The organism is Paraburkholderia sp. SECH2, assembly GCF_030464795.1.
Lineage (GTDB): Bacteria > Pseudomonadota > Gammaproteobacteria > Burkholderiales > Burkholderiaceae > Paraburkholderia > Paraburkholderia aspalathi.
Genome location: NZ_JALPRH010000020.1, coordinates 1 through 25383, shown reverse-complemented (window position 1 = coordinate 25383; position 25383 = coordinate 1). Strand labels below are relative to the sequence as shown.

General features: G+C 63.2%; 24 protein-coding genes. 14 read left to right on the top strand and 10 right to left on the bottom strand.

Going from position 1 to position 25383, the window contains the following annotated elements:
* Position 1: 1 nt before the first annotated feature.
* A complete protein-coding gene (locus tag M0D66_RS26990; RefSeq protein ID WP_054040428.1) occupies positions 2–706 on the bottom strand; it encodes a CoA transferase subunit A in 705 nt (234 codons plus the stop codon).
* Between the two features lie 250 nt (positions 707–956).
* Here M0D66_RS26990 and M0D66_RS26985 point away from each other — a divergent pair, with 250 nt between their 5' ends.
* Positions 957–1502 (top strand): LuxR C-terminal-related transcriptional regulator, encoded by a 546-nt coding sequence (locus M0D66_RS26985; RefSeq protein WP_054040426.1) that lies wholly within the window; start codon positions 957–959, stop codon positions 1500–1502.
* A 26-nt stretch (positions 1503–1528) separates the two neighbouring features.
* On the opposite strand, the gene M0D66_RS26980 is transcribed toward M0D66_RS26985, so the two are convergent.
* Both M0D66_RS26980 and M0D66_RS26975 read right to left on the bottom strand, forming a co-directional pair.
* Positions 1529–1960 (bottom strand): thioesterase family protein, encoded by a 432-nt coding sequence (locus M0D66_RS26980; protein ID WP_097389915.1) that lies wholly within the window; start codon positions 1958–1960, stop codon positions 1529–1531.
* 91 nt (positions 1961–2051) lie between these two features.
* Positions 2052–2828, bottom strand: a complete 777-nt coding sequence (locus tag M0D66_RS26975; protein ID WP_093643305.1) for an SDR family oxidoreductase — start codon at positions 2826–2828, stop codon at positions 2052–2054.
* 190 nt (positions 2829–3018) lie between these two features.
* Here M0D66_RS26975 and M0D66_RS26970 point away from each other — a divergent pair, with 190 nt between their 5' ends.
* Positions 3019–4692 carry an electron transfer flavoprotein-ubiquinone oxidoreductase gene (locus tag M0D66_RS26970; protein WP_093643308.1) on the top strand — a complete coding sequence of 558 codons (1674 nt, stop codon included), beginning with the start codon at positions 3019–3021 and terminating at the stop codon, positions 4690–4692.
* Between the two features lie 69 nt (positions 4693–4761).
* Here M0D66_RS26970 and M0D66_RS26965 read toward each other — a convergent pair whose 3' ends face one another.
* The 4 genes from M0D66_RS26965 to M0D66_RS26950 all read right to left on the bottom strand — a co-directional run bounded on the left by M0D66_RS26965 (position 4762) and on the right by M0D66_RS26950 (position 9993).
* Positions 4762–6231, bottom strand: coding sequence for a tetratricopeptide repeat protein (locus tag M0D66_RS26965; protein ID WP_266212092.1), 1470 nt, complete (start codon positions 6229–6231; stop codon positions 4762–4764).
* Positions 6232–6278: 47 nt separating this feature from the next.
* Entirely contained in the window at positions 6279–7379 is a 1101-nt protein-coding gene (gene aroC / locus M0D66_RS26960) for a chorismate synthase (RefSeq protein ID WP_093643314.1), read from the bottom strand.
* Positions 7380–7449: 70 nt separating this feature from the next.
* The gene (locus tag M0D66_RS26955) at positions 7450–9387 is read right to left on the bottom strand and encodes an MFS transporter (protein WP_093643317.1); all 1938 of its coding nucleotides are present in this window, start codon (positions 9385–9387) and stop codon (positions 7450–7452) included.
* A gap of 141 nt (positions 9388–9528) precedes the next feature.
* Positions 9529–9993, bottom strand: coding sequence for a CBS domain-containing protein (locus M0D66_RS26950; protein WP_054042287.1), 465 nt, complete (start codon positions 9991–9993; stop codon positions 9529–9531).
* 250 nt (positions 9994–10243) lie between these two features.
* Here M0D66_RS26950 and M0D66_RS26945 point away from each other — a divergent pair, with 250 nt between their 5' ends.
* The 3 genes from M0D66_RS26945 to M0D66_RS26935 all read left to right on the top strand — a co-directional run bounded on the left by M0D66_RS26945 (position 10244) and on the right by M0D66_RS26935 (position 13039).
* The gene (locus M0D66_RS26945) at positions 10244–11677 is read left to right on the top strand and encodes an O-acetylhomoserine aminocarboxypropyltransferase (RefSeq protein ID WP_200618929.1); all 1434 of its coding nucleotides are present in this window, start codon (positions 10244–10246) and stop codon (positions 11675–11677) included.
* Positions 11674–12519, top strand: coding sequence for an alpha/beta fold hydrolase (locus M0D66_RS26940; RefSeq protein WP_266212091.1), 846 nt, complete (start codon positions 11674–11676; stop codon positions 12517–12519). Before M0D66_RS26945 ends, M0D66_RS26940 begins: the two co-directional genes overlap by 4 nt.
* Positions 12520–12718: 199 nt before the next feature.
* On the top strand, positions 12719–13039 hold the full coding sequence (locus M0D66_RS26935) for an Mpo1-like protein (protein WP_093643326.1): 321 nt from the start codon (positions 12719–12721) through the stop codon (positions 13037–13039).
* Between the two features lie 26 nt (positions 13040–13065).
* On the opposite strand, the gene M0D66_RS26930 is transcribed toward M0D66_RS26935, so the two are convergent.
* Entirely contained in the window at positions 13066–14379 is a 1314-nt protein-coding gene (locus M0D66_RS26930) for a YihY family inner membrane protein (RefSeq protein ID WP_200651064.1), read from the bottom strand.
* Between the two features lie 120 nt (positions 14380–14499).
* Here M0D66_RS26930 and wrbA point away from each other — a divergent pair, with 120 nt between their 5' ends.
* From wrbA to M0D66_RS26905, 5 genes are all read left to right on the top strand, one after another.
* Positions 14500–15102 carry an NAD(P)H:quinone oxidoreductase gene (gene wrbA, locus M0D66_RS26925; protein WP_115780521.1) on the top strand — a complete coding sequence of 201 codons (603 nt, stop codon included), beginning with the start codon at positions 14500–14502 and terminating at the stop codon, positions 15100–15102.
* An 11-nt stretch (positions 15103–15113) separates the two neighbouring features.
* Entirely contained in the window at positions 15114–15551 is a 438-nt protein-coding gene (locus M0D66_RS26920; protein ID WP_266212141.1) for a DUF2069 domain-containing protein, read from the top strand.
* 89 nt (positions 15552–15640) lie between these two features.
* Complete coding sequence (locus M0D66_RS26915) at positions 15641–17059, top strand: FAD-binding oxidoreductase (RefSeq protein WP_266212089.1); 1419 nt, start codon at positions 15641–15643, stop codon at positions 17057–17059.
* A 51-nt stretch (positions 17060–17110) separates the two neighbouring features.
* Entirely contained in the window at positions 17111–17917 is an 807-nt protein-coding gene (locus M0D66_RS26910) for a metallophosphoesterase (protein ID WP_054042275.1), read from the top strand.
* Between the two features lie 122 nt (positions 17918–18039).
* Complete coding sequence (locus M0D66_RS26905; protein ID WP_054042273.1) at positions 18040–18759, top strand: SOS response-associated peptidase; 720 nt, start codon at positions 18040–18042, stop codon at positions 18757–18759.
* A 135-nt stretch (positions 18760–18894) separates the two neighbouring features.
* Here M0D66_RS26905 and M0D66_RS26900 read toward each other — a convergent pair whose 3' ends face one another.
* A complete protein-coding gene (locus tag M0D66_RS26900) occupies positions 18895–19053 on the bottom strand; it encodes a hypothetical protein (RefSeq protein WP_266212088.1) in 159 nt (52 codons plus the stop codon).
* A gap of 220 nt (positions 19054–19273) precedes the next feature.
* Complete coding sequence (locus M0D66_RS26895; protein WP_093643346.1) at positions 19274–20212, bottom strand: LysR family transcriptional regulator; 939 nt, start codon at positions 20210–20212, stop codon at positions 19274–19276.
* A gap of 155 nt (positions 20213–20367) precedes the next feature.
* On the opposite strand from M0D66_RS26895, the gene M0D66_RS26890 reads away from it, so the two are divergent.
* Genes M0D66_RS26890 through M0D66_RS26875 form a run of 4 tightly spaced genes read left to right on the top strand, consistent with a single transcriptional unit; the run spans position 20368 to position 25288 of the window.
* On the top strand, positions 20368–22005 hold the full coding sequence (locus tag M0D66_RS26890; RefSeq protein ID WP_266212087.1) for an efflux transporter outer membrane subunit: 1638 nt from the start codon (positions 20368–20370) through the stop codon (positions 22003–22005).
* 11 nt (positions 22006–22016) lie between these two features.
* Positions 22017–24224: an FUSC family protein gene (locus M0D66_RS26885; protein ID WP_266212086.1), complete on the top strand. Its 2208-nt coding sequence runs from the start codon at positions 22017–22019 to the stop codon at positions 24222–24224.
* The gene (locus M0D66_RS26880) at positions 24214–24414 is read left to right on the top strand and encodes a DUF1656 domain-containing protein (RefSeq protein ID WP_054042269.1); all 201 of its coding nucleotides are present in this window, start codon (positions 24214–24216) and stop codon (positions 24412–24414) included. Before M0D66_RS26885 ends, M0D66_RS26880 begins: the two co-directional genes overlap by 11 nt.
* A 13-nt stretch (positions 24415–24427) precedes the next feature.
* Positions 24428–25288, top strand: coding sequence for an HlyD family secretion protein (locus tag M0D66_RS26875; protein ID WP_256455373.1), 861 nt, complete (start codon positions 24428–24430; stop codon positions 25286–25288).
* The last annotated feature ends 95 nt before the right edge of the window (positions 25289–25383 follow it).

Sequence of the window (25383 nt, the reverse complement as noted above, 5' to 3'; positions counted from 1 at the left end):
ATCAGTCTCCTTTCGCGCGGACGATGCGTTGTTCAATGCGTTTTTCCGGATTCGCATTGAGCACAATGCGCTGCACGAAAATGCCCGGCGTGTGGATCGCATCCGGATCGAGTTCGCCCACTTCAACGATTTCCTCGACTTCCGCGACCGTGATCTTGCCGGCCATCGCGCACATCGGGTTGAAGTTGCGCGCGGTGCGGCGATAGATCAGGTTGCCCGATTTATCGGCTTTCCACGCCTTGACCAACGCGACGTCGGCCGTCAGCGAATGTTCGAGCACGTAATGGTTTTCGCCGAACTGGCGGGTTTCCTTGCCTTCGGCGATCAGCGTGCCGTAGCCGGTGTTCGTGAAGAAGGCCGGGATGCCCGAGCCGCCGGCGCGCAGCTTCTCGGCGAGCGTGCCTTGCGGCGTGAATTCGAGCTCGAGTTCGCCGGCCAGATATTGGCGTTCGAACTCCTTGTTCTCGCCCACGTACGACGAAATCATCTTCTTGACCTGGCGCGTTTCGAGCAGCAGACCGAGGCCGAAACCGTCGACGCCCGCGTTGTTGCTGATGCAGGTGATGCCCTGCACCTTCGAATCGCGCAGTGCCGCGATCAGCGCCTCAGGAATGCCGCACAGCCCGAAACCGCCGACGGCGAACGTCTGCCCGTCCTTGACGATGTCTTTCAGCGCCTCGGCGGCGCCTGGATAGACCTTGTTCATCAGTATGTCCCTTCCTTTATGGAAACCCGAAAACGGAATTCGGATCGTTGCGACTTCGATATGACGCTTAGCGGGCAAGCGCCCGACACGTCATTCTAGTCATCCGCGGCCTGTTCTGCGCTCAGGTTACCCTGCCTCACGCAAATGCCTGCTGCAAACATTTCGCCGCGTTGTCATGTGCCCGAAAGAGTACGCTGGGCGCGCCATGCGGCACAATACGCAAAAATACATAAGTACTTGCCGCCAGCCCATGCCCGCACTGGATTACCAAACCGCGTTTCACCTCGCCCCGATCGGACTCGTGCTGTCACGCGAACGCATCATAGAAGACTGCAACGACGAGCTGGCGTCGATATTCGGCTGCACCCGCGAGGCGCTGCTCGGCCAGTCTTTCCAGGTGCTGTATCCGTCGACGGACGAATTCGAGCGGATCGGCGCGCGGATTCCGCCGATCATGACCGCACAAGGCAGCTACGCGGACGACCGGATCATGAAACGGGCCAATGGGGAATTGTTCTGGTGCCACGTGACGGGCCGCGCGCAGCAACGCATGGACCCGCACGCAGCGGGTGTGTGGACTTTCGAGGATTTGAGCGCGACACGGCGCGTGGCGGTCGAGCTAACGCCGCGCGAGCGGGAAATCGCCGCGCAACTGGTGACGGGCAAAACCAGCAAGCAGATCGGACGGGCGCTGGATATCAGCCCGCGCACGGTCGATGTCTACCGCGCGCGGCTGATGCGCAAATACGATACGGGGAATGCGACCGAGCTGTTGCAGCGCTTGCTCGGGCATTGAGAAGGCGCTGAGAGCGCTGGGAGCTACTAAGCCGCCTTGACCAGCGCCGCGCTCTCGATGGTCGCGCGCAGCATATCCGGAACCGGTACCGACTTGCCCGCGGCATAGTCGATCCACACGCAGCGCGCAGCACCGCGGGCGTAGACCGTGTTCGGATCGTCGGCACGCACGAGCTCGAACGCCGTGTCAAAACTGCTGCGCCCGGGCGTGGCCACGGACATCCGGCCAATCACATCGCCGGGATAGTGCAACTGCTTGAGAAACTCCATCGACGCATTGACGATCACCGGCCCCTGCCCGTCGGCGTTGCTGCCGGCCAGACCCAGTTGCTCGAACCAGGAAATCCGCACCTGCTCCATGTAGCGGAAATAGACCGTGTTGTTCACATGGCCGAATGCGTCCATATCGCCCCACCGAATCGGCATAGACATCTCAAAAACTGCGTGAAAATCGCTCATCGTACTTCTTTAACGGGTTGAAACGAGGGTGAAACCGGCACGCGGGCCGGGGCAAACATGACAAACAACGAACGGCGGCGCAAAGCTACGTTCAGGCGAGACCGAAGCCATCGTCGGCGGCAATCACCGAGCCGTTGATGAACTGCGATTCGTCGGCCGCCAGCAGCAGCAACAGCCCGTCCAGATCCTCCGGCTTGCCGACACGGTGACGCGGCAGCAACGAGACCAGCTTCTGCCCCTGCTCGGTCGACCAGTGATGATGGTTGATCTCGGTATCGATATAGCCCGGGCAGATGGCGTTCACGTTGATGCCGTGCTTGCCCCACTCCAGCGCCATGGCTTTCGTCATATGGACGACTGCGGCTTTGCTCATCGAGTACAGGCCGATCTGCGGCAACACCCGCAGGCCCGCCATCGACGCGATATTGATGATCCGGTATGACGGCTTCTGCGCGCTATTGCCGCGCATGATCATGCGCTTGGCGACTTCCTGCGCAACGAAGAAGGCGCCGCGCGTGTTAGTGTCGAACACGTATTCGAAGTCGGCCGGCGTGACTTCCGAGAGCTTCTGCGTGGTCGACACGCCTGAATTGTTCACCAGAATGTCGATCGTGCCCGCCTCGGTTTCCGCGTGGGCGACCGCCGACTTGATGCTTTGATAATCCGTGACGTCGAGTGAGACGACGTGCGCCGCGCCCCCGGAGGCTTCGATCTCGGCGCGCAACTCCTTCAGGCGCTCGGTGCGGCGGCTTGCCAACACGACCTTGGCGCCAGCCTGCGACAATACTTGAGCAAAGCGCTTCCCCAACCCGCTCGAGGCGCCGGTGATCAGCGCGACCTTGCCTTCCAGATTGATCGAACGGCCCATTGTCGTTCCTTGTTCGGTTGTTGTTACAGACGCGGTTGACAGGTGCGGTAGGACCATCACTGCGGGTCATACCGTATCACAGAAATAGAACGATCGTGCTAATCTCTGCTCATCTGGTTGCAGTGGCGGAGACCATCGCCCACAATACGATCCCGAAAAAAGCATTCTAACGGTAAGAAGAGGAGCATCAATGACCCCCGCAAGCCTCATTGAGCAATACGGTCCACGCGAGTCGATGGAATACGACGTTGTGATCGTCGGCGGCGGCCCGGCAGGCCTGTCCGCAGCGATCCGCCTGAAGCAGCTGGCGGCGGAGAAAGGCGTCGAGCTTGGCGTGTGCGTACTGGAAAAAGGCTCGGAGATCGGGGCTCATATCCTGTCGGGCGCGGTGATGGATCCGCGCGCCATCACCGAACTGATCCCGGACTGGAAGGAAAAAGGCGCGCCGCTGACGGTGGACGTGACCGAAGACAAGTTCCTGTTCCTGACGGAAACCGGTTCGAAGAGCGTGCCGACCTGGGCGCTGCCGGACAACTTCAAGAACCACGGCAACTACGTGATCAGCCTCGCGAACGTCACGCGCTGGCTGGGTCAGCAGGCTGAAGCGCTGGGCGTGGAGATTTTCCCGGGCTTTCCGGCCGCTGAGATTCTGTATAACGACGATGGCTCGGTCAAAGGCGTCGCCACTGGCAATCTGGGGATCGGCAAGGATGGCGAGCCGACCGAGAACTTCCAGCTCGGCATGGAGCTGCACGCGAAATACACACTCTTCTGCGAAGGCGCGCGTGGGCATCTCGGTCGTCAACTGAACGACAAGTTCAAGCTGCGCGAAGGCGTCGATCCGCAGGTCTACGGTATCGGTATCAAGGAATTGTGGGAAATCGATCCGGCGAAGCACAAGCCGGGTCTGGTGATGCATACCGCCGGCTGGCCGCTGGAGAACGACACGTACGGCGGCTCGTTCCTCTATCACATGGACAACAACCAGGTGGTGGTGGGCTTCGTGGTCGGTCTGGGCTACACGAATCCGTACCTGTCGCCGTTCGAGGAATTCCAGCGCTACAAGACGCATCCGGCAATCCGCGCAATTCTGGAAGGCGGCAAGCGCGTGTCGTATGGCGCGCGGGCGATCACCGCGGGCGGTCTGTTGTCGTTACCGAAGCTGGTGTTCCCGGGTGGCGCGCTGGTGGGTGACGATGCCGGCTTCCTGAACGCATCGCGGATCAAGGGTTCGCATGCGGCTATCAAGACCGGCATGCTGGCGGCTGAGGCTGCTTTTGAAGCCGTGCAGGCAGGTCGCACCAGCGATGAGCTGACGGCCTATCCGGAGTCGTTCAAGACCTCGTGGCTGCACACGGAACTGCATCGCGCGCGCAACTTCAAGCAGTGGATGAGCAAGGGCCTGTACCTCGGCACCCTGATGGTCGGCATCGAGCAGAAGCTGTTGGGCGGCAATGTGCCCTGGACGCTGCACCACCAGCATTCGGATCACGAGATGCTGAAACCGGCATCGCAGTGCAAGCAGATCACGTATCCGAAGCCGGATGGAAAGCTGACGTTCGACAGGCTGTCTTCCGTGTTCATTTCGAACACCAACCACGAAGAGAATCAGCCGGCTCACCTGACGCTGAAAGATCCTTCGGTGCCGGTGAATGTGAACTGGCAGACCTATGCCGGTCCGGAGTCACGCTACTGCCCCGCCGCGGTGTATGAGTTCGTGAAGAACGACGACGGCAGCGAGCGTCTCGTAATCAACGCGCAGAACTGCGTGCATTGCAAGACCTGCGATATCAAGGACCCGACCCAGAATATCGTCTGGGTGACGCCTGAGGGTGGCGGCGGTCCGAACTATCCGAATATGTGATTCGGTGTTTGTTTGCCGTGCGCGGAGCTTGTTTGTCCGCGCACGGCATGCTGGCAAACAGGCTCAAACTCACCGCATCATTTCAATCCGCTCCCGCACTTTAGCCAGCACCGGCGCCCACGCGCCAATCTCAGGCTGCCGAAAGAGCTCAATAGAATCGTACCAGGCCGTGGTGCCCGATTCGTCGCCCCAGAACCATGCCGACACATGATCGATCATCAAACACGTCGGCACGCCGAGCGCTCCCGCCAGATGAGCGGGTCCGCTATCAATCGTGACGACCAGATCCAGATTCGTCAGCAACGCAGCGACATCGTCGAATCCGGACTGAAAATGGTGGGTCAGATCGACAACATCGAGTCCCTTGACGCGCCACAGCGCGACCGTCTCGCTGCGCCCAGGCGACAACGCAAACCAGGTGACGCCTGGCAAGCTCAATAGCGGCTCGAGTTGCTCGACAGGCACTGATCTCCGCATATCGCGGATATGCTCAGGATTGCCGTTCCACACTAAACCGACGTTGCGATTGCCCGGCTTGCCGGCCGTGTGCGCATGAACCCGCTCGCGCCATGCCTGCACGCGCACGGGCTCGGCGCTCAGATACGGCGCACCCCACCCCGTTGCATCGAAGACGCCAAGCCGCAGCGGCAAGCTCATCAACCCGCAATGGAAATCCGGCCGCGTTTCAAAGCTCGTTTCGAGCGGCAAGTCAGCGGGTAGCATCCGTTCGAATAGATGCCGCAACGGCCCGTCGTGACCGAAAATCACCCGGCCGCCTTCGCGTCGCGCCCGCTCGGCCAGGAGCGGCAGAAAGCGCACCGCCCAAAGGCAGTCGCCGTTACCTTGCTCGCCGTAGACGACCAGCGTTTTGCCTTGCAGCGATTCGCCCTGCCAATGCGCACTGATCGCAGCGAGCGCATGCTGCGCGTTATTCAGATCGTCGCCGAACGCGACGCGTGATTCGTAATGCGCCCAGCCTTCGGCGAAACGTCCCGTCCGGATTTCAAGTTCCGACAGATCGAATAGCGCATGCATATTGTCCGGCGACAAAGCCAACACTTGCCTGAGCAATGCTTCCGCTTCCGCCAGTCGCGCCTGCTCCTTGATGCATAACGCGAGCTTGTGAAGCGCCACCGGGTTGCCGGGTACGATGCGCACCGCTTCGCGCAGTAGCCGCTCGGCCATGTCGAAGTCATTGCGCTGTTGCACGGCCGCCGCACGCCAGATCAGCGCGTTGGCGTCTTCGGCGTTTTGCGCGAGCAACAGCGTCGTGGCGGAGTCGACGAGCGACCAGTCGCGCACGATGAAGGCCGTCTGCGCGATGGTGTGTAGGAGCGTAGGTTCGCAGGAGGGATCAAGCTGGTAAGCGCGCACCAGCGCCGCGAGCGCCTCGCGCCGAAGCGACTTGTCGCGGCCGGCGCGCTCCAGCAAGAAATGTCCGAGTGCAAGGCAGTCCGCGGCGCCAGCGTGTGGCGCGGTGGCACGCGCGCGCAGGTCCGCGAGTTGGCTATCGGCCGGCTCGGTGTTCGTATCGGTCATTGAAACGAGAGGCCACGCGCACTACGAAGACGCCCAGAAAGCGCCCTTTACGGCGCGCTCGCCGCGATCTTCGGCGTGCTGACGGCGACGTCGCCGCATTGCGCACGGTGGCGCAACGCATGGTCGATCAGCACCAGCGCGAGCATGGATTCGGCGATCGGCGTGGCGCGGATGCCGACGCACGGGTCGTGACGCCCGAACGTTTCGACAACAACGGGCTGCCCCGCCTTGTCGATCGAGCGGCGCGGCGTACGGATGCTCGAAGTCGGCTTGATCGCGATCGACACCGTGATGTCCTGGCCGGTCGAAATACCGCCGAGCACACCACCCGCGTGATTGCCGACGAAGCCTTCCGGCGTCAATTCGTCGCCGTGGACCGAACCGCGTTGCGCGACGCTGGCGAAGCCCGCGCCGATTTCGACGCCCTTCACCGCATTGATGCCCATCATGGCGTGCGCAATGTCTGCGTCGAGCCGGTCGAACAGCGGCTCGCCCAGCCCAACCGGCACGCCGGAAGCCACGACGTTAATGCGTGCGCCGATCGAGTCGCCGTCTTTACGCAAGGCGTCCATATACGTTTCCAGCTCCGGCACGATCTCCGCATTCGGCACGAAGAACGGGTTCTCACGCACATGCGACCAGTCGACGAACGGCACGTCGATTTCTCCGAGCGCCGCCATGTAACCGCGGATCTCAACACCGAACTTTTCACGCAGCCATTTCTTCGCAACCGCACCGGCCGCTACCGTAGGTGCGGTCAGACGGGCCGACGAACGGCCGCCGCCGCGATAGTCGCGAATGCCGTATTTCTGCCAGTAGGTGTAGTCGGCGTGACCGGGACGGAAGGTGTCGGCGATGTTGCCGTAGTCTTTGCTGCGCTGGTCTGTATTGCGGATCAGCAACGCGATCGGCGCGCCGGTGGTCTGGCCTTCGAACACGCCCGACAGGATCTCGACCTTGTCTTCTTCCTGGCGCTGCGTGACATGGCGCGACGTGCCGGGTTTGCGGCGGTCAAGTTCGAGCTGGATGTCGGCTTCGCTAAGCGCCATACCCGGCGGGCAGCCGTCGATCACGCAGCCGATAGCGGGGCCGTGCGATTCGCCGAAGGTCGTGACAGTGAAAAGCGTACCGAGCGTGTTGCCGGACATGGGCGTCGTCCAAAGAAATGCGGGGAAAGCACCATTATGCCAGCCCTACAGGGGCTAAGTCCCGGCCGCCCTACTTCCGCGCCCCGCGCAACTCGGTGACGATCTGCTGCAGCACCTCAGGCGTCGCCTCGGCCGGATCGATCGGCTCACCCACCGCCAGCGTCAGCCGGCTCATCACGCCCTTCTGGATCGGTCGCGGCCAGCGCGCGTCGTTGGCGCGCGAAAACACGCTCCCCCACAGCCCACGCAGCGCCATCGGTATCACCGGCGCCGGCGTGCGGCGGATGATCTCAGTCACGCCATGGCGGAACGGATTCATCTCGCCGGTCTTCGTCAATTTGCCTTCAGGGAAGATGCAGACCAGATCGCCCTCGGCGAGCGCCTCTGCGCAGCGCTCATAGGCGCGCGTCAGCAGCTCCGGATCCTGATGGGCGGGCGCGATCGGAATCGCCTTCGCATGGCGGAACACCCAGCCGGCGAACGGCGACTTGAAAATCTGATGGTCCATCACGAAGCGGATCGGCCGCGGACTCTCGGCCATGATGACGATCGCGTCGACGAAGCTCACGTGGTTGCACACCAGCACGGCCGCGCCCTCTTCCGGAATCCGTTCGGCATGCACGAGGCGAATCCGGTAGAACGTATGCACCAGCACCCAGGCGATAAAGCGCAGCAAGAACTCAGGCACGAGCGAATAAATATATGTCGCGACGACAATGTTCAGCAGCGCGGTGACGAGGAAAATCGCCGGAATACTGAAGCCCGCCGCGGTCAGCCCCATCGCCATCAACGCCGAGACGATCATGAACAGCGAATTCAGAATATTGTTCGCGGCGATGATGCGCGCGCGGTGGGTCGGCTGGCTGCGGCTCTGGATCAGCGCATAGAGCGGCACGCTATAGAAGCCGCCGAACATGGCCAGCAGGAACAGATCGGCCAGTACGCGCCAATGAGCAGGCCGCACGAGAAATTCGCCGACGCTCAACAGATGCCCGGCGGCCGGCAACGCATGGCTCGCGAAGAACAGATCGATCGCGAACACGCTCATGCCGATCGAGCCGAGCGGCACGAGGCCGATTTCGATGCGCCGCTTCGAGAGCTTTTCGCACATCAGCGAACCAAGGCCGATACCGATCGAGAACGTGCCGAGCAGCACGGTCACCACGTCCGGATCGGCGGACAGCACGTTTTTCGCAAAACTGAAAAACGAAGACAGAAAAGTCGCGCCGACGAACCACAGCCAGGAAATCCCCAGCAGGCTCAGAAACACGGTCCTGTTTTCGCGCGCGAGCTTCAGGTTGCGCCACGTTTCACTGACCGGATTCCAGTTGACGCGCAGATCGGGCTGCGGCGCCGCTGTGACAGGCACAAAGTTCGACACCAGCCGCCCCACCAGCGCAATCCCGACACAGGCGCAGGCCAGCACCACCGCGCCATGCTCGACGAAACCCGCACCCACGCCGCCGATAATCGTCCCAATCAGAATCGCGACGAAGGTGCCCATCTCGACCATGCCGTTGCCGCCGACCAGTTCCGACTTCGACAGATGCTGCGGCAGATACGAATACTTGACTGGTCCGAATACGGTCGAATGGACGCCCATCAGAAACGTGCACAGATACAGCAAGGGCGCGCTGTGCATCCAGAAACCCGTGCCGCCGATCAGCATCACGACGATTTCGAAGCTCTTAACGAAGCGCGTGAGCATCGCCTTGTCGTACTTGTCCGCGATCTGGCCGGAGGTGGCCGACAGCAGCACGAACGGCAGAATGAAGATGGCCGAGATCAGGAACGCCGCGGTTTTCGGATCGACGCCGGAAAAGCGCGCCGCCTGGTACGTGACGAGCGACGTGAAGCCGATCTTGAAGACGTTGTCGTTCATCGCGCCGAGAAACTGGGTCCAGAAAAACGGCGCGAAGCGGCGCTGGCTCAGCAGGCGGAACTGGGACTCGTGCGTCTCGTGGGAGCGGGCGGCACGGCGGGCGGCAGGTATCGGACGATCGCTCATGAGGTTCGGAGAACAGGCTAATAGAGCAGCAAAGGGGAAAGGGCCGGACACAAAAAAAGCGCACGCTTTCGCGCGCGCCTTGATCGCATTTTCATACTCACAGCAACGGCGCGAGCGCCGCGGTGAGCCACCGCGCGTGAGTTAACGCGGCGCCGGTTGTTGATCCTGCGGTTCTTCCGGCCAGTCGCGGATATAGGCCTTGAGCATGCGGTTTTCGAAGCCCTGCTCTTCGACCACCGCCTTGGCGACGTCGTAGAACGAGATCACGCCCATCAGCGTGCGGCTTTCCAGCACCGGCAAATAGCGCACGTGGTGCTCGAGCATCATGCGGCGAACCTCGTTGACGTCCGTTTCAGGCGTACAGGTGAGCGGATGGTCGTCCATCAACTTGCGGATCGTGGAGGTACCGAGGCTGCCGCCGTGCTTGCTCAAGGTCAGGATAATTTCGCGAAACGTCAGCATGCCGACGAGGTCGCCGTATTCCATCACGACCAGCGAGCCGATATCGTGCTCGGCCATGGTATTGACTGCGTCGTGCAGCGTGGTATCCGGCGTGACCGTGAAAAGGGTGTTGCCTTTGACTTTAAGAATGTCGCTGACTCGCATAATCTGTCTCCGTGATACCCGCTAGGCTGATAGTGCCTGAATGACTTTCGATCCTAGCGGAAAGGTCCATAAAAGGAAAGCGGCCCGCCCACCAAGGCGCAACGGGCGTTTGCAAGGTCGGCCCGGCGCCGTTCAGCGCGCCCACATTGTCCGACCCGCGGGAAAACCGCGCTTGAAGCGATCCATGCCGGTGATAGGATGGCCGCCACTTTCACCTTTCGCGAGGCCGTCCGTGGCCTCGCCGCCCAGGATGTCCGCCAACCGTTTCGATACGCTTGCGCTGCACGCCGGCGCCGCGCCCGACCCCACCACCGGCGCGCGCGCCACGCCTATTTACCAGACTACCTCGTTTTCGTTCCGCGACTCGGACCACGCCGCGGCGCTCTTCAATATGGAGCGCGCCGGCCACGTCTATTCGCGCATCTCGAATCCGACCGTGGCCGTTTTCGAAGAGCGCGTGGCCGCGCTGGAAAACGGCGCGGGCGCGATCGGTACGGCCAGCGGCCAGGCCGCGCTACATCTGGCGATCGCCACGTTAATGGGCGCCGGCTCCCATATCGTCGCCTCCAGCGCGCTGTACGGCGGCTCGCATAACCTGCTGCACTACACGCTGCGGCGCTTCGGCATTGAGACGACCTTCGTCAAACCCGGTGACATCGACGCATGGCGCGCCGCGCTGCGCCCGAACACACGCCTGCTGTTTGGCGAGACGCTCGGCAACCCGGGCCTCGACGTGCTCGATATCGCCGCGGTGGCGCAACTCGCGCATGAGCACCGCGTGCCGCTGCTGGTCGATTCGACCTTCACGACGCCCTACCTGCTCAAGCCGTTCGAGCACGGCGCCGACTTCGTCTATCACTCGGCGACCAAATTCCTCGGCGGCCACGGCACCACGATCGGCGGCGTACTAGTGGACGGCGGCACGTTCGATTTCAACGCTTCCGGCCGTTTCCCCGAATTCACCGAGCCGTACGAGGGCTTTCACGGCATGGTGTTCGCCGAGGAAAGCACCGTCGCACCGTTCCTTCTGCGAGCACGCCGCGAGGGCTTGCGCGACTTCGGCGCGTGCCTGCATCCCCAGGCCGCCTGGCAACTGCTGCAAGGCATCGAGACGCTGCCGCTGCGCATGGAGCGGCATGTCGCGAATACGCGCAAGGTGGTCGAATTCCTGAGCGCACACCCTGCCGTCGAAGCCGTCGCCTACCCGGAACTGCCGACGCATCCGGACCATGCGCTCGCGAAGCGTCTGCTGCCGCGCGGCGCGGGCGCGGTGTTCAGCTTCAATCTGCGTGGCGACCGCGCCGCCGGGCGCAGCTTCATCGAAGCGCTTTCGCTGTTCTCGCATCTCGCGAACGTCGGCGACGCACGCTCGCTGGTCATCCATCCGGCATCGACGACGCACTTCCGCATGGACGCCGCCGCGCTCGCCGCGGCCGGCATCGCCGAAGGCACGATCCGCCTGTCGATCGGCCTTGAAGACCCCGACGATCTGATCGACGACCTCAAGCGCGCGCTGAAAGCGGCGCAGAAGGCGAGTGGGACGAGCGCGGGGAGTGGAACATCCAGTCCGTCCAGCGCGGCAAAAACCGACCCCGCCAGTTCATCCGCTGCTCCAGCAACCGGCAACCCATCCGCCTCCGCCTCGCCTGCCGATGCCGCCAAACCCCGCCCGGAGTCCGCATGATCCTCACCGTTCAAGGCAAGCCCGCCTACGCGTACACCGGCGGCAAACCCTTCGACCCCAGCCTGCCGACTGCGGTGTTCATCCACGGCGCCGAGCATGACCATAGCGTGTGGGCATTGCAAACGCGTTACTTCGCGCATCACGGCTTCAGCGTACTGGCGGTCGATCTACCCGGTCACTGCCGCAGCGCCGGCCCGGCGCTCACCACCGTGACCGCAATGGCCGACTGGCTGGCCGCCCTGCTCGACGCCGCCGGTGTGCAACGCGCCTTCGTGGCCGGCCACAGCATGGGCTCGCTGATCGCCCTCGACTTCGCCGGCCGCTATCCGGAACGCGCGACGCACCTCGCGCTGCTCGCCACCGCCGTGCCGATGGCTGTCTCCGACGCCTTGCTCGACGCCGCCCTGCATCGCGAGCCCGATGCAATCGACATGGTCAATCAATGGTCGCATTCGACGCTCGCCGCCAAGCCGTCGTGCCCCGGCCCGGGCTTCTGGCTGCACGGCATGAACCAGCGGCTGATGGAGCGTGTCTCGGCGAGTGGCGAGCCGCAGCTGTTCCACACCGACTTCACGGCCTGCAATAGCTACGCGGACGGCCTCACACGCGCCACCGAGGTCCGTTGCCCGACGCGCCTGATCGTGGGCCGACGCGATGCGATGACGCCGCCGCGTGCGGCCAAAGCGCTCGCCGCCACGCTCTCCCAGGCCGGCGTACCGGTCGACACCGTCACGCTCGAGGCCGGCCATGCCTTGATGACCGAACAGCCGGATGCCACGCTCGACGCGCTTTTCAGCTTCGCCTCGAAAGCCGCAGGCGCGGTTCCAACCGGCGTTCGATAGTCGCTGCGAGTCGTCACGATAGCCGGGCACGTGGAGACGCGCCATCGGCCGAATGGCCTAGTTGCGCGCATGGTCCGATAGCCGCACAATGGGCCAAGCCTGTCCTGTTTCGAGCGCGTTCCGAGCATGCCCGCGCGCGGCGAAGCAACCTGGGAGCGACGGGCACGGAATCGAGTAGCGTCGACATTCGGAGGCCGTGATGGCTCAAACCGCGCACACCGATCACTTCGCGAGTTTCGCGGAGTTCTACCCGTACTACCTGAGCGAGCATCGCAACACGGTATCGCGGCGGCTGCATTTCGTGGGGTCGCTCGGCGTGATCGGGTGCCTCGCCATGGCGCTCGCCACCGGTGACTGGCTATGGCTGCCGGCTGCCGTGATCTGCGGATACGGCTTTGCCTGGGTCGGGCATTTCTTCTTCGAGAAGAACCGGCCGGCTACCTTCCGGCATCCGTTTTATAGCCTGATGGGCGATTGGGTGATGTTCAAGGACATCTGCGTGGGGAAGATTTCGCTGTAGGTTTGCCGCCGCATCAGGCGGCCTGCTCATGCAGCCTGATGCGGCATTGAAGAAGTACCCTGTTCACTTTCCTGCGCGCGCGCTGCCCGCGCGGCAGCACGCGCCGCCAGCAGCACAGCGAGCGTCACTTTCAGCTTGTCGTTTTCCAGCGCCGCCAGAAGCGTCTGGCCATCCACGCGCGTAGAGTTCAGTTCAAGCTGATATTCGAGTTCCGCCCGATCGATCACGAACAGGTCGAACAGACGCTCGACGGTGATCTGCGCGGGATTTGCCAGCAGCAGGAAGTACGGACGCGTGTCGTCGTCCTGCAAGCGCGCGATCCACTCGATCTCCTCGAGTTTTAGCAGCAGCCTGACCGTGGTATCCATGTCGCGACGAAGCATTCGCGAGATCTCCGGCATCGTGTAGCCGCGCTTACCCGCATCGCGTGCTTCCGAGAGCCGCGCGAGGAGTTCAAGCGAATCGAACAGATCGCTGCCCTCGAAAGTCGGCCGGTGAAACTGGCCAATGCGGATTGCCGGTAACGCCGATGCGATCATCGCGCCGGCCAGCGCAATGAACCAGCACAGGTACATCCACAGCAGGAATAACGGCACAGCGGCAAACGCACCGTACACCGCGGTGTAGGTGGGAATGCGGCGTACGTAGTAGCCAAAGCCGCGCTTGGCGAGTTCGAAGGCGATCGCGGCAGTAATCCCGCCGATCACCGCGTCGCGCCACTCCACCCGGCAGTTCGGCAGAAATACGTAAAGCATCGTGAAGGCGAGCGCCGTCAACGGCAGCGCGGCGCCGGTCAGCGCCCAGTCGATCACCGACGGAATATGCTGGACAGCCGTGACCGCCATGGACCGGGTGAACAGATAGGAAGAAATCGACAGGCTCACGCCAATCAGAATCGGGCCGAGCGTAATGATCGCCCAGTAGACCAGGATGCGCTGCGCGATCGGCCGCGCCTTGCGCACCCGCCAGATCACGTTGAACGCGGATTCCACGGTCATCATCGTCATCACGGCGGTGACGAACAGAAAAATCATGCCGATGGTCGTAAGGCCCTTGGCCTTCGACGCGAACTGATTCAGATAATCGAAAATCTGACTGTTGAGCTGCGCAGGCATCAGATGGTCGGCGAGGAAAATCTGCAGCGACATCTGAAACGAGCTGAAAATCGGAAACGCCGTGAACAGCGCAAACGCGACCGTGGCGAGCGGCACTAGCGAGAGCATGGTGGTGAACGTGAGGCTGCCGGCCACCTGCGGAATGCGGTCTTCGCTACTGCGCTTCGCCGCAAACTGCGCGAGCCGTTTGAGCGTGTCGAGATCGAAACGCACCCTGGACAACAAACCCACCTCCTTGCTTCATAAAACGGTGTTTCAGGACCGTGCCCGAGGCCTGGCCGAATGGCTATGGATGGCCTGTGCAGCGGACCCAGCCCCTATAATACCCGTTCACCGATGAGGCCTATGAAAGACATTCTCGTGCTCTATTACAGCCGTCACGGCGCCACGCGCGAGCTTGCGCTGGCGATCGCGCACGGCGTCGACAGCGTCCCCGGCATGCAGGCGCGCGTGCGCACCGTGCCGGCGGTTTCCACCGTCTGCGAAGCAACCCAGCCGGACATTCCCGCTGAAGGGCCACCCTACGTCGAACTGCGCGACCTCGAAGAATGCGCCGGTCTCGCGCTCGGTTCGCCCACCCGCTTCGGCAACATGGCGGCGTCGCTGAAATATTTTCTCGACGGCACCACGCCGCAGTGGCTTTCTGGCGCGTTGTCCGGCAAACCGGCCTGCGTGTTCACGTCCACCGGCAGCTTGCACGGCGGCCAGGAGTCCACGCTGCTATCCATGATGCTGCCGCTTCTGCACCACGGCATGCTGATCGTCGGCATTCCGTACACCGAGAGCGCGCTCTCCACTACGCAAACCGGCGGCACGCCCTACGGCGCGTCGCACTTCGCACGCGCGGGCACGGCCGAACAGGGCATCTCCGCCGACGAAAAAACGCTTGCGATTGCCCTCGGCGCCCGCGTTGCCCGCACGGCGGCCTCCATGAGCGAGCGGCCGTGAATACAGCCGCCCTGCCGGTGCAGCAAAAACGCGCCGTCGCTTTCGGCGCCACCGCCGCCTTGCTCGCGCTGATCGTTTTGTCAGTCGCGTGGGAATGGTGGCTCGCGCCGCTGCGCCCGGGCGGCTCGGCGCTGGTGCTCAAAGCCGTGCCACTGCTGCTCGCCCTGCCCGGCGTGTGGCGGCACCGGCTTTACACGCTGCAATGGGCGTCCATGCTGATCCTGCTGTATTTTGCCGAGGGCATCGTGCGCGGCTGGAGCGACCGGGGCCTGAGCGCCCGCCTCGGCTGGCTCGAAACCGCGCTCTCCGTGGTTTTCTTCGTCTGCACGCTCGCCTATGTCGCGCCGTTCAAGCGCGCGGCAAAACGGGCAGCGAAGCTGGCGGCAAAGCAGGCCGCACAAGAAAACGCACAGCAGAACAGCGGCCAGGCCGAGGGAAGCACACGATGAGAACAGCGCTTTTCGCGTCGCTTTTTACGTCCCTTTTCGCCTCACCTCCCGCGTAATCTATCCGCCGCCGAACATCCTGACCGACCAACATGACTCAAGCCGCTTTCCTCACCGCTTGCCGCAACGCCATCGGCGCCACTCAGGTACTGACCGATCCGCACGACACCGCCCCCTACCTCACCGACTGGCGCCGCCGCTACACCGGCGCGGCCTGCGCGGTGCTCTGCCCGGCCACGCCTGACGAAGTCGCGGCGCTCGTCAAACTCGCCGTCGAGCATCGCATCGCGCTGGTGCCGCAAGGCGGCAACACCGGTCTGGCCGGCGGCGCCACGCCGGATGCAAGCGGTGCGCAGGCGGTCATCAGCCTGCGGCGTTTGAATCGCGTACGTGACATCGATCCGCACAACAACACGATCACTGTCGAAGCCGGCGTCATCCTTGCCGAAGTACAGAAGCACGCCGAAGAAGCCGGCCGCCTGTTCCCCCTGAGCCTCGCCGCAGAAGGCAGTTGCACGATCGGAGGCAATCTCGCCACCAACGCGGGCGGCACCGGCGTACTGCGCTACGGGAACACGCGCGAGCTGTGCCTGGGCCTCGAAGTCGTCACCGCGCAAGGCGAACTGTGGGAGGGCCTGCGAGGACTGCGCAAGGACAACACCGGTTACGACCTGCGCGATCTGTTCATCGGCGCGGAAGGCACGCTCGGCATCATCACCGCCGCCGTGCTCAAGCTGCATCCGCAGCCGGCCGCGCGCGTCACGGCCCTCGCCGCGCTCGCGTCGCCGCATGCGGCGCTCGATTTCCTCTCGCTCACGCAACGCGTCGCCGGGCCGCTGCTGACCGGCTTCGAACTGATGTCGGATTTCTGTCTGCGGCTAGTGGGCCGGCACTTCGAGCAGATGCGCTATCCGTTCGCCGAACCGCATGCGCAAGTCGTGCTGTTGGAGCTGTCGGACAGCGAGAGCGAGGAACACGCGCGCGGACTATTCGAGCGACTGATGGAAACCGCGCTCGAAGACGGCCTGGTCGAAGACGCGGTAGTCGCGGAAAACCTCGCGCAGTCGCGGGCATTCTGGAATCTGCGCGAACATATCCCGCTCGCGCAAGCTGAGGAAGGCCTGAACATCAAGCACGATATCGCGGTACCGATTTCGCGCATCGGCCACTTCATCGAGGAAACCGACGCGGCAATCGCGCAAGCCGTGCCGGGCGTACGCATGGTCACGTTCGGGCATCTTGGCGACGGCAATCTGCACTACAACGTGCAGGCGCCTGAGGGCGTCGACGCAAAGGCATTCCTTAACACCTGGCAAAGCCCGATCAACCAGATCGTGTACGACAGTGTGCACCGGCATCGCGGCAGCATCAGTGCGGAACACGGCCTCGGCCAGTTGAAGATCGACGAGGCGATGCACTACAAACAGGACGTCGAGGTGCAATTGATGCGCGCCGTCAAACGCGCACTGGACCCGCTGAACCTGATGAATCCGGGCAAGGTGCTACGCTAGGGTTTGAAGCCTTCGCCGTCTGGTGCGAGGCTAATTGCAGGAGTCGCTGTCGTGAAGATTCGAGTGTTGTCCGATCTGCATCTGGAGAACGACGAGCCCGAACTGGTCCCGCATGCCGAAGCGGATCTGATCGTGCTGGCCGGCGACATCCACAATCACGCGGCCGGCCCGCGCTGGGCCGCGCAGACTTTCGACGGCGCCGTGCCGGTGGTCTACGTGCCCGGCAATCACGAGTACTACGACGGCGAATTCAGCGCGCTCGACACGGCGCTGTACGACGCAGCGGCCCAGGTCGACAACGTGCACGTGCTGAACAATGCCGCGCTGGTCGACCCGCAAGGCCGCTGGCGCGTGCTCGGCACCACCTTATGGACCGACTTCGCGTTATACGGCGCGGACCCTGACACGCTCGCCGAGTCCATCGACGCATCGCGCCGGGTGATGCTCGACTTCCGCGGCCTGATCCAGATGAACTGGCCGCACGACACGCAGGACTCGCCGCGCGACTTCACCCCGGACGATTCCCTCGCGCTGCACCGGCGGGCGCGCGCCTGGCTCGAAGGCGAACTGGCGCGACCGTTCGACGGCAAGACGATCGTCGTCACCCATCACGCGCCGCATCGGCTGAGTCTGGCCGAGCGCTACGCAGAAGACCGCGTCTCGGCCGGTTTCGTCAATCATTTGCCGGAACTGGTGCGCTCGCCCGTTGCCCTGTGGATTCACGGACATACGCATACGCCGTTCGATTACACGGTGAACGGCACGCGCGTGGTCTGCAATCCGCGCGGCTATTTCGACCGGCGCACCCGCCAGTGGGAAAATCCTCAATTCGCGTGGGACAAAGTCGTCGAGATATAGCGTCGGCTTGGGGCCGATCTGGGTAGCGCGGCCAGGCGCCACGCACTACGCTGTTGTTGTCGTGGGATTCGGGTCTTCGACTCGGCCAAACCCGCCAGCCCGGTCATCTCCGGAGGTCGCTCATGTGTGGTCGAATCAGCCAGTACCGCGATCCGCATCTGTACGCACGGCAGCTCGGCCTCGCCGATCCGCTCATGCTATTCGACGACGCCGACCGCCGCCCCGGCTACAACCTCGCGCCGGGCACTCACCCGCTCGCGATCTACCCGGACCAGACGCTGCACGCGATCCACTGGGGTTATTGCCCGGATTGGGCTCGCGAGCAGCATCTGCCGCAGACCATCAACGCGCGCGCCGAAACCGCGCCGCATACGCGCTACTTCAAAGATCTGTGGAAAACCGGGCGGGTATTGGTGCCGGCGGACGGCTGGTTCGAATGGCGCATGGAAGCGGCGCCCGGAACATCGCGCGGGGATAACGCGGCGGAAGCCGACGCGACGGTCCGCCAACCCTACTTCGTGCACCTGAAAAGCGACGCGCCGATGTACCTCGCGGCGCTATCGAGCGTACGCGGCACGGAACTGCAAACGGAAGGCATGGGACTGGTGATCGTGACGGCCACCGCCGACAAGGGTCTGATCGACGTGCACGGCCGACGCCCGCTGGTGTTCGCGCCGGAGGCGGCGCGCAGATGGCTGGATCCGGCCCTGCAATTCGACGAACTCGAACAGCTCGCTCGCAGCGCCTGCCTGCCCGCTGCACGGTTCCGCTGGCACCGGGTGAGCCCGGAGGTAGACCGCACGCTCAATGACGAGCCGGGCCTGATTGAAGCGCTGCACTAAACGTGCGGAGCGCGGATCGACACTGATCGGCGGCCGGACCGCAACGGCGCGGCAACGCACGCGCAAGGCACACCGAAAAGGTACAAAAGCAAGCTCAAATGCCGCGCGCCCCGCAACCTGGCGCACCGGCCAGCTTCAACAATCGCGCTGCTGTCCTTGCAAATCAGGGCGCTCGACCTTGATCGGCACCAGTTGCGGCTGCTGGTCACGCAGGCGGCGCAGCAGATCGCGCGATGCGGCGATTCCGATCAGTCCCAGCATGACGGCCACGCCGATCATCAGATGCGTATCCATGAATCCCTCTTCCTTCGATTGTTGCGGATCTTGCGATTTGCCGAACAGCGGCTAATTGAACGCGTCCGGCAGAATGCCGGCAGCGCATGAACCACACGTTAGCAAATCGACCCCGGCGCAGAAGTAAGGAAATGTTGCGACGCGGCACTTATGTAACAGTCTGTCACGCCACCGCCGCCTGGAACCGTCAACAATGGTCAACCGCTCGCGTAGCGCCGCTTCAGCTGCGCGCGAACTGGCGCAACTCTTCCTGGTCGACGGCCAGCGTGGCGGGCAGTTCGTCGCGCAAAAATTCGACCCAGGTGCGAATTTTCGCGTCCAGATACTGCCGTGACGGATACAGCGCATACAGATTCATTTCCTGCGAGGTGTATTCCGGCAACAGCCAGACGAGGTCACCGCTGCGCAGGCCGCTAATCGCCGAGTAGATCGGAATCAGCCCGACCCCCATGCCGCTGCTCACCGCGACCGCCATCGCTTCGGCGACATTCACCTGAAAAGTGGTCGGGCCGAGGTTGATGGTTTCTTCGCCGTTCGGGCCGTCGAAGATCCATTTGTCGGTCGGGAATATCGGCGTCACCATTTGCAGACACGTGTGGTGCGCGAGGTCTGAGGGTTTTTCGGGCACGCCGTGCCGCTCCAGATAAGCCGGCGACGCGCACGCGATGCTGAACGCGCTGCACAGTCGCTGCGACACGAGCCCCGAATCCGGCAGACCGATTGCCAATGTCAGCGACACGTCAAAACCTTCGTCGAGAAGATCAGGCATGCGCTGCGCGAGCGTCAGCTCGATGCTCACATCCGGGTAGCGTTGCTGATAGCGGCCCACCGCCGGCACCACGTAGTGCTGGCCGAAGCTTGTCATCGCGTGGACCTTGAGCTTGCCGGACGGGCGCGCGTGGGCGTCGCCGGCCTCCGCTTCCGCCTGGTCCACGTACGCGAGGATCTGCTCGCAGCGCTGCAGATAGCGCTCACCCGCCTCGGTCAGCGCGATACGGCGCGTGGTGCGGTTCAACAGACGCGTGCGCAGGTGCGCTTCCAGGTCGGAAACCGCACGCGACGCGTACGCCGTGGTCGTGTTGAGGTGTTGCGCGGCACCCGTGAAACTGCCCGCTTCGACGACGCGGACAAATACGCGCATGTTTTGAAGCGTATCCATACTTTTCCCTAGTAATCCGCTGCGATTGTTACACGATTCGCAAAGGCGATTATCTCATATCGCGTAAAAATGCCTTGCATCTTTACCGGTTATTCCCCAATCAATCAAAAAATATAATGACGCACATGCTTCTATAGCCAATTTTGGAGGAAATCGTGCAGTCTCCGGTACAGAAAGGGGTCGCCGCAGCCGCGGTTCTTACGATTCTATTAACAATCGCCGGCTGTGCCAGTACCGGAGGCATCGCGCCGCAGGATCGCGGAATGGAGCCCTCCTCGCTCGACGTGGGCAACGCCATCCGGGCCGCCGACGCGGACGCCCAATGGCCTGCCGCCGACTGGTGGCGCGCCTATAACGACCCGCAGCTCAATGAGTGGATCGAAGCCGCGCAGACGAGCAACCCGAGTCTAGCTGTCGCCCAGGCGCGCGTGCGCGAGGCCATGTCGATGGCGGGTGTCGCCCGTTCGGCGTTATCGCCGCAAGTCAACGGCAGCCTGTCGATCCAGCGTCAGAAATGGGCCGACAACCTCTACTACGGCCCGGGCCCGCTCGCAGGCCAGCAGTCGTGGAACAACACCGGCACGCTGGGTCTCTCGTACAACCTCGATCTCTGGGGCAAGGACAAGAACGCCGCCGAGAGCGCGCTCGACGCCGCCCATGCAAGCGCGGCGGACTTCCGCGCCGCCCAGCTCGAACTGGAAGGCAACGTGGTGCGCACGTACATCGAGCTGTCGCTGAACTACGCGCTGCTCGATATCGCCAAGTCCACGCTGCAGCAACAGCAGCAGATCGTCGACCTGGCGAACCGCCGTCTGAAAGGCGGCATCGGCACCCAGCTCGAAGTGAGCCAAGCCGAAACGCCGATGCCGGAATACGAACGTCAGATCGACGAGATCGAGGAAAAGATCGCGCTCGGCCGCAATCAATTGGCCGCGCTGGCCGGCAAGGGTCCGGGCGCGGGCGATACGATCCAGCGCCCGACGCTCTCGCTCGACAATTCGCCCGCCGCTCTGCCGAGCGCACTGCCCGCGGATCTGATCGGCCACCGGCCCGACGTGGTTGCGGCGCGCTGGACGGTCGCGGCGCAAGCGCGCGGCATCGACGTCGCCAAGGCCAGCTTCTATCCGGACATCAACCTGTTGGCGTCGATCGGCGGCTATGCTGCAATGGGCCCGCTGTTCCAGTTCCTGAAGGACCCATCGCATAGCTGGAGCGCGGGTCCGGCGCTGTCGTTGCCGATCTTCGACGGCGGCCGTCTGCGCTCGCAGCTCGGCGCGGCGTCGGCTGGGTACGACGAGGCGGTCGATCGCTATAACCAGTCGATCGTCGGCGCGCTGAAGGACATCTCCGATCAGGTGATCCGGATCCGTTCGCTCGCCACCCAGGCGCAAGACGCAGACCGTTCGGTCGCAGCGGCGCGTAAGAACTACGACCTCGCCCGCGAAGGCTATCGGCGCGGCTTGACCGACTATCTGAACGTACTGATCGCGCAAAGCCAGTTGCTGCACGCGCAGGAAGGCGTCGCGAAGATTCAGGCCGAGCGGCTGGGCGCGCATGCGTCGCTGGTCACGGCGTTGGGTGGCGGACTCGACGAACCGGCCAATGGTCCGCAGGCGAACGAGACGCTGCCGGCGCATGGGAAGGGTAAGGGCAACGCCGCGCCAGCCAGTTCGAACACCGCGGCCAAACCGTCGGCCGCGCCGGCGCAAACCGGCTCCGCCGGCCATGCGGATAATGCCGCGGCAAGTACGAACCACGCTTCCGCCAGCGTCAACGCCGGCGCGGCTGAGTGAAGAAGCCGACCATGTCAGCGACCCCTTCTCCCTCGCGCGCGTCGTCGTTCGCCGCGCTCTACTCAGCCGCCGCCGACTGGGCCCGCACCGACGGTCTCACGTGGGTCTATCTGTTCAAAGCGCTCGCCGCCTGCTTCCTCGCGCTCGGCATCGCGATGAAACTCGACCTGCCGCAGCCGCGCACCGCGATGACCACCGTGTTCATCGTGATGCAGCCGCAAAGCGGGATGGTGTTCGCCAAGAGCTTTTACCGGATCTGCGGCACGCTGGTCGGCCTCGTCGTGATGCTCGCGTTGATCGGCCTGTTCGCGCAGCAGCCGGAACTGTTCATCGTCACCACCGCGATCTGGGTCGGCATCTGCACTGCAGGCGCTGCGCGTAATCGCAACTTCAAGTCGTACGGTTTCGTGCTGGCCGGCTACACCGCTGCACTGATCGGCATTCCCGCTTCACAGCATCCGGATGGCGCGTTTCTCAGCGCGCTCACGCGGGTGGCTGAAGTGGTAGTCGGCATCATCTGCGCGGGTGCCGTCAGCGGCCTCGTGTTTCCGCAGTTCGCCGGCTTGCAGATGCGCAGCACCGTGCGTGCGCGTTTCTCGGCGTTCGTCGAGTATGTGTCGGCCTCGTTGGCCGGCCGCAACGATCGCGCGCAGATCGAAGCGACCAATGCGAGATTTGTCGCCGACATCGTCGGTTTCGAAGCCGCGCGCAGTGTCGCCGTGTTCGAAGGTCCCGATTCACGAATGCGCGGCGGGCGTCTCGCGCGTCTGAACAGCGAGTTCATGACCGCCTCGACGCGCTTTCACGCACTGCATCAGTTGATGAACCGGCTGCGCGACTCGCAGACTAGCGGCGCGATGGTCGCGGTCGAAGCGTTCGAACCGTACTTCAAGGAAATCGCCCCGTTGCTCGCGAAATCCGGCGAACCGGTATTGAGCGCCACGGATGCCGCCCACGCCGCCGCGCAGCTCGACGCGTACAAAGCAGAGCTGCCCAAGCGGGTGCGCGAGACACGCGCAGCACTGGAAACGCAGCCGGACGCACCGCTGCTCGACTTCGACACCGGCGCCGAACTGCTGTATCGCTTCATCGACGATCTGCACGCGTACGCGGCCACCTATGCATCGCTTGCCGTCGACACGCACGAGCGCGAGCGCTGGATCGAGCGTTACGAACCGAAGACGAATGGAATTGCAGCGGGCGTCGCCGGATTGCGCGCGGCCATCGTCATGGTGGTGCTCGGCGCGTTCTGGATCGCGACCGCGTGGCCGAGCGGCTCGACCTTGACGCTGGACGCCGCGGCGGTCTGCGCGCTGGCGTCAGCGTCGCCGGATCCGAAGCGCACCGCGTTCCAGATGGCCGCCGGCACGCTGGTCGCCTCAGTGATGGGGATGATCGCGGTGTACGGCGTGTATCCGCACATCGACGGTTTTCCGCTGCTGTGCGCCGCGCTCACGCCGTTCCTGCTGCTTGGCGTATTCATGACGACGCGGCCCGCGCTGGCCGGCTACGGCGTCGGCTACTGCATCTTCTTCTGTTTCCTGGCCGGCCCGGACAACCTGATTCACTACGACCCGAGCGGCACCATTAACGATGCGATTGCGCTGGTGCTGTCGATGCTGGTGTGTGCGGTGGCCTTTGCCGTGCTGCTGCCGCCCTCGACGCCCTGGCTGCGCAACCGCCTCTTGATCGACTTGCGCCGTCAGGTGGCGCTGGCGAGCCGCGTGGGCATGCGCCGGGTGCGTTCACGCTTCGAGAGCGGCGCACGCGATCTGATGTCCCAGATCAACGCGCTCGCGCAGAACGAACCCGAGGTCAAACGCGACACCTTGCGCTGGCTCTTCGCGGTGCTTGAAGTGGGCAACGCGATGATCGACCTGCGCGGCGAAGTGGCGGCGCTGCCCCGCGACGCGCGCTACGCGAAGTCGATGCCGTGGCGCGTCACATTGCGTGCGATGCGCGATGCGGTGACCGCGCTGTTCGAGCGACCGCGTGCGGACCGCTTCGACCGCGCGCTCGCCGCCACCACCGATGCGATTGCCGCAGTCCAACTGATGCTCGCCACCTTCACGCCGCCGCGTGAGGATCGGCATCGGCTGCAACGCATTCTGAGTCAACTGCATTTCATTCGTACCGCGCTGCTCGATCCGCAATCGCCGCTTGAACCGCTGATGAGCGGACGTGCCGACGCGTCAGAAGGAGTTCGTCATGCCACGTGATATCGCCGTTTTCGACGCCTACGTGCCGGCCATTGTGCTGCTGTTTGTCGCGGGCGCCGCGCTTACCTGGGTGCTGGACCGCGTGATCGCCTATACGGGCCTGTATCGCGTGGTGTGGCATCCGTCCTTGTTCCGGGCCAGCTTGCTCGTGTGTGTGTGCGGCGTGCTGGGTCTCGCCGTTTATCGTTGATCAGAGTCGAAACATGACCATCCGAAATGTTGTGGGCTTCGTCGCGACAGCCGTTATTTTTATTGTCGCGATTTTGATTGGGCGCGTGTTGTGGGTTCATTACATGGATGAACCGTGGACACGTGATGGGCGCGTGCGCGCTGAAATTGTGAATGTGGCGCCTGATGTTTCTGGCGCTGTTGTGGATTTGCCTGTTAAAGACAATCAACTGGTTAAGAAGGGGGATCTGTTGATGCAGGTCGATCCTTCGCATTATCAGATTGCTGTTGAGCAGGCTGAGGCTGCTGTTGCTGCGCGTAAGGCTGAGTTGCAGATGCGGCGGGATGATGCGCAGCGGCGGGCTGATATGGATGCTTTGGTTGTCTCCAAAGAGAGTCGCGAGAATGCGACTCATACTGCTTCGGCTGCTGAGGCTTCTTATCAGCAGGCTTTGGCTGCGCTTGATGCGGCTAAGCTGAATCTTGAACGCACTCGGGTTGTTGCGCCGGTGGACGGTTATGTCACTAACCTGAATGTGTTTCGTGGGGATTATGCTACTGCTGGGTCAGCTAAGTTGGCTATTGTTGATAGTCATTCTTTTTGGGTTTATGGCTACTTCGAAGAGACTAAGTTGCCTCATGTGCGTGTTGGGGATAAGGCTGAAGTTCGGTTGATGAGTGGGGGTACCCTGCAGGGGCATGTCGAGAGCATCTCTCGTGGGATCTATGATCGGGATAATCCGGAAAGCCGTGAGCTGCTCGCTGATGTTAATCCGACTTTTAATTGGGTTCGGCTTGCACAGCGTGTGCCTGTGCGGGTGAGGATTGATTCTGTGCCTGATGGGGTTGTGCTTGCTGCGGGGATTACTTGTACTGTTGTTGTTAAGCCAAGCTAAGGTTTTTTTGCCTTCGCGGCGCTTGTTGTCTGTGTTCTTAGGGCTTTGGCCTTTCCTTGATTTGTTAGTGGTCTATTAGTGTTGCCCCTGTGCGG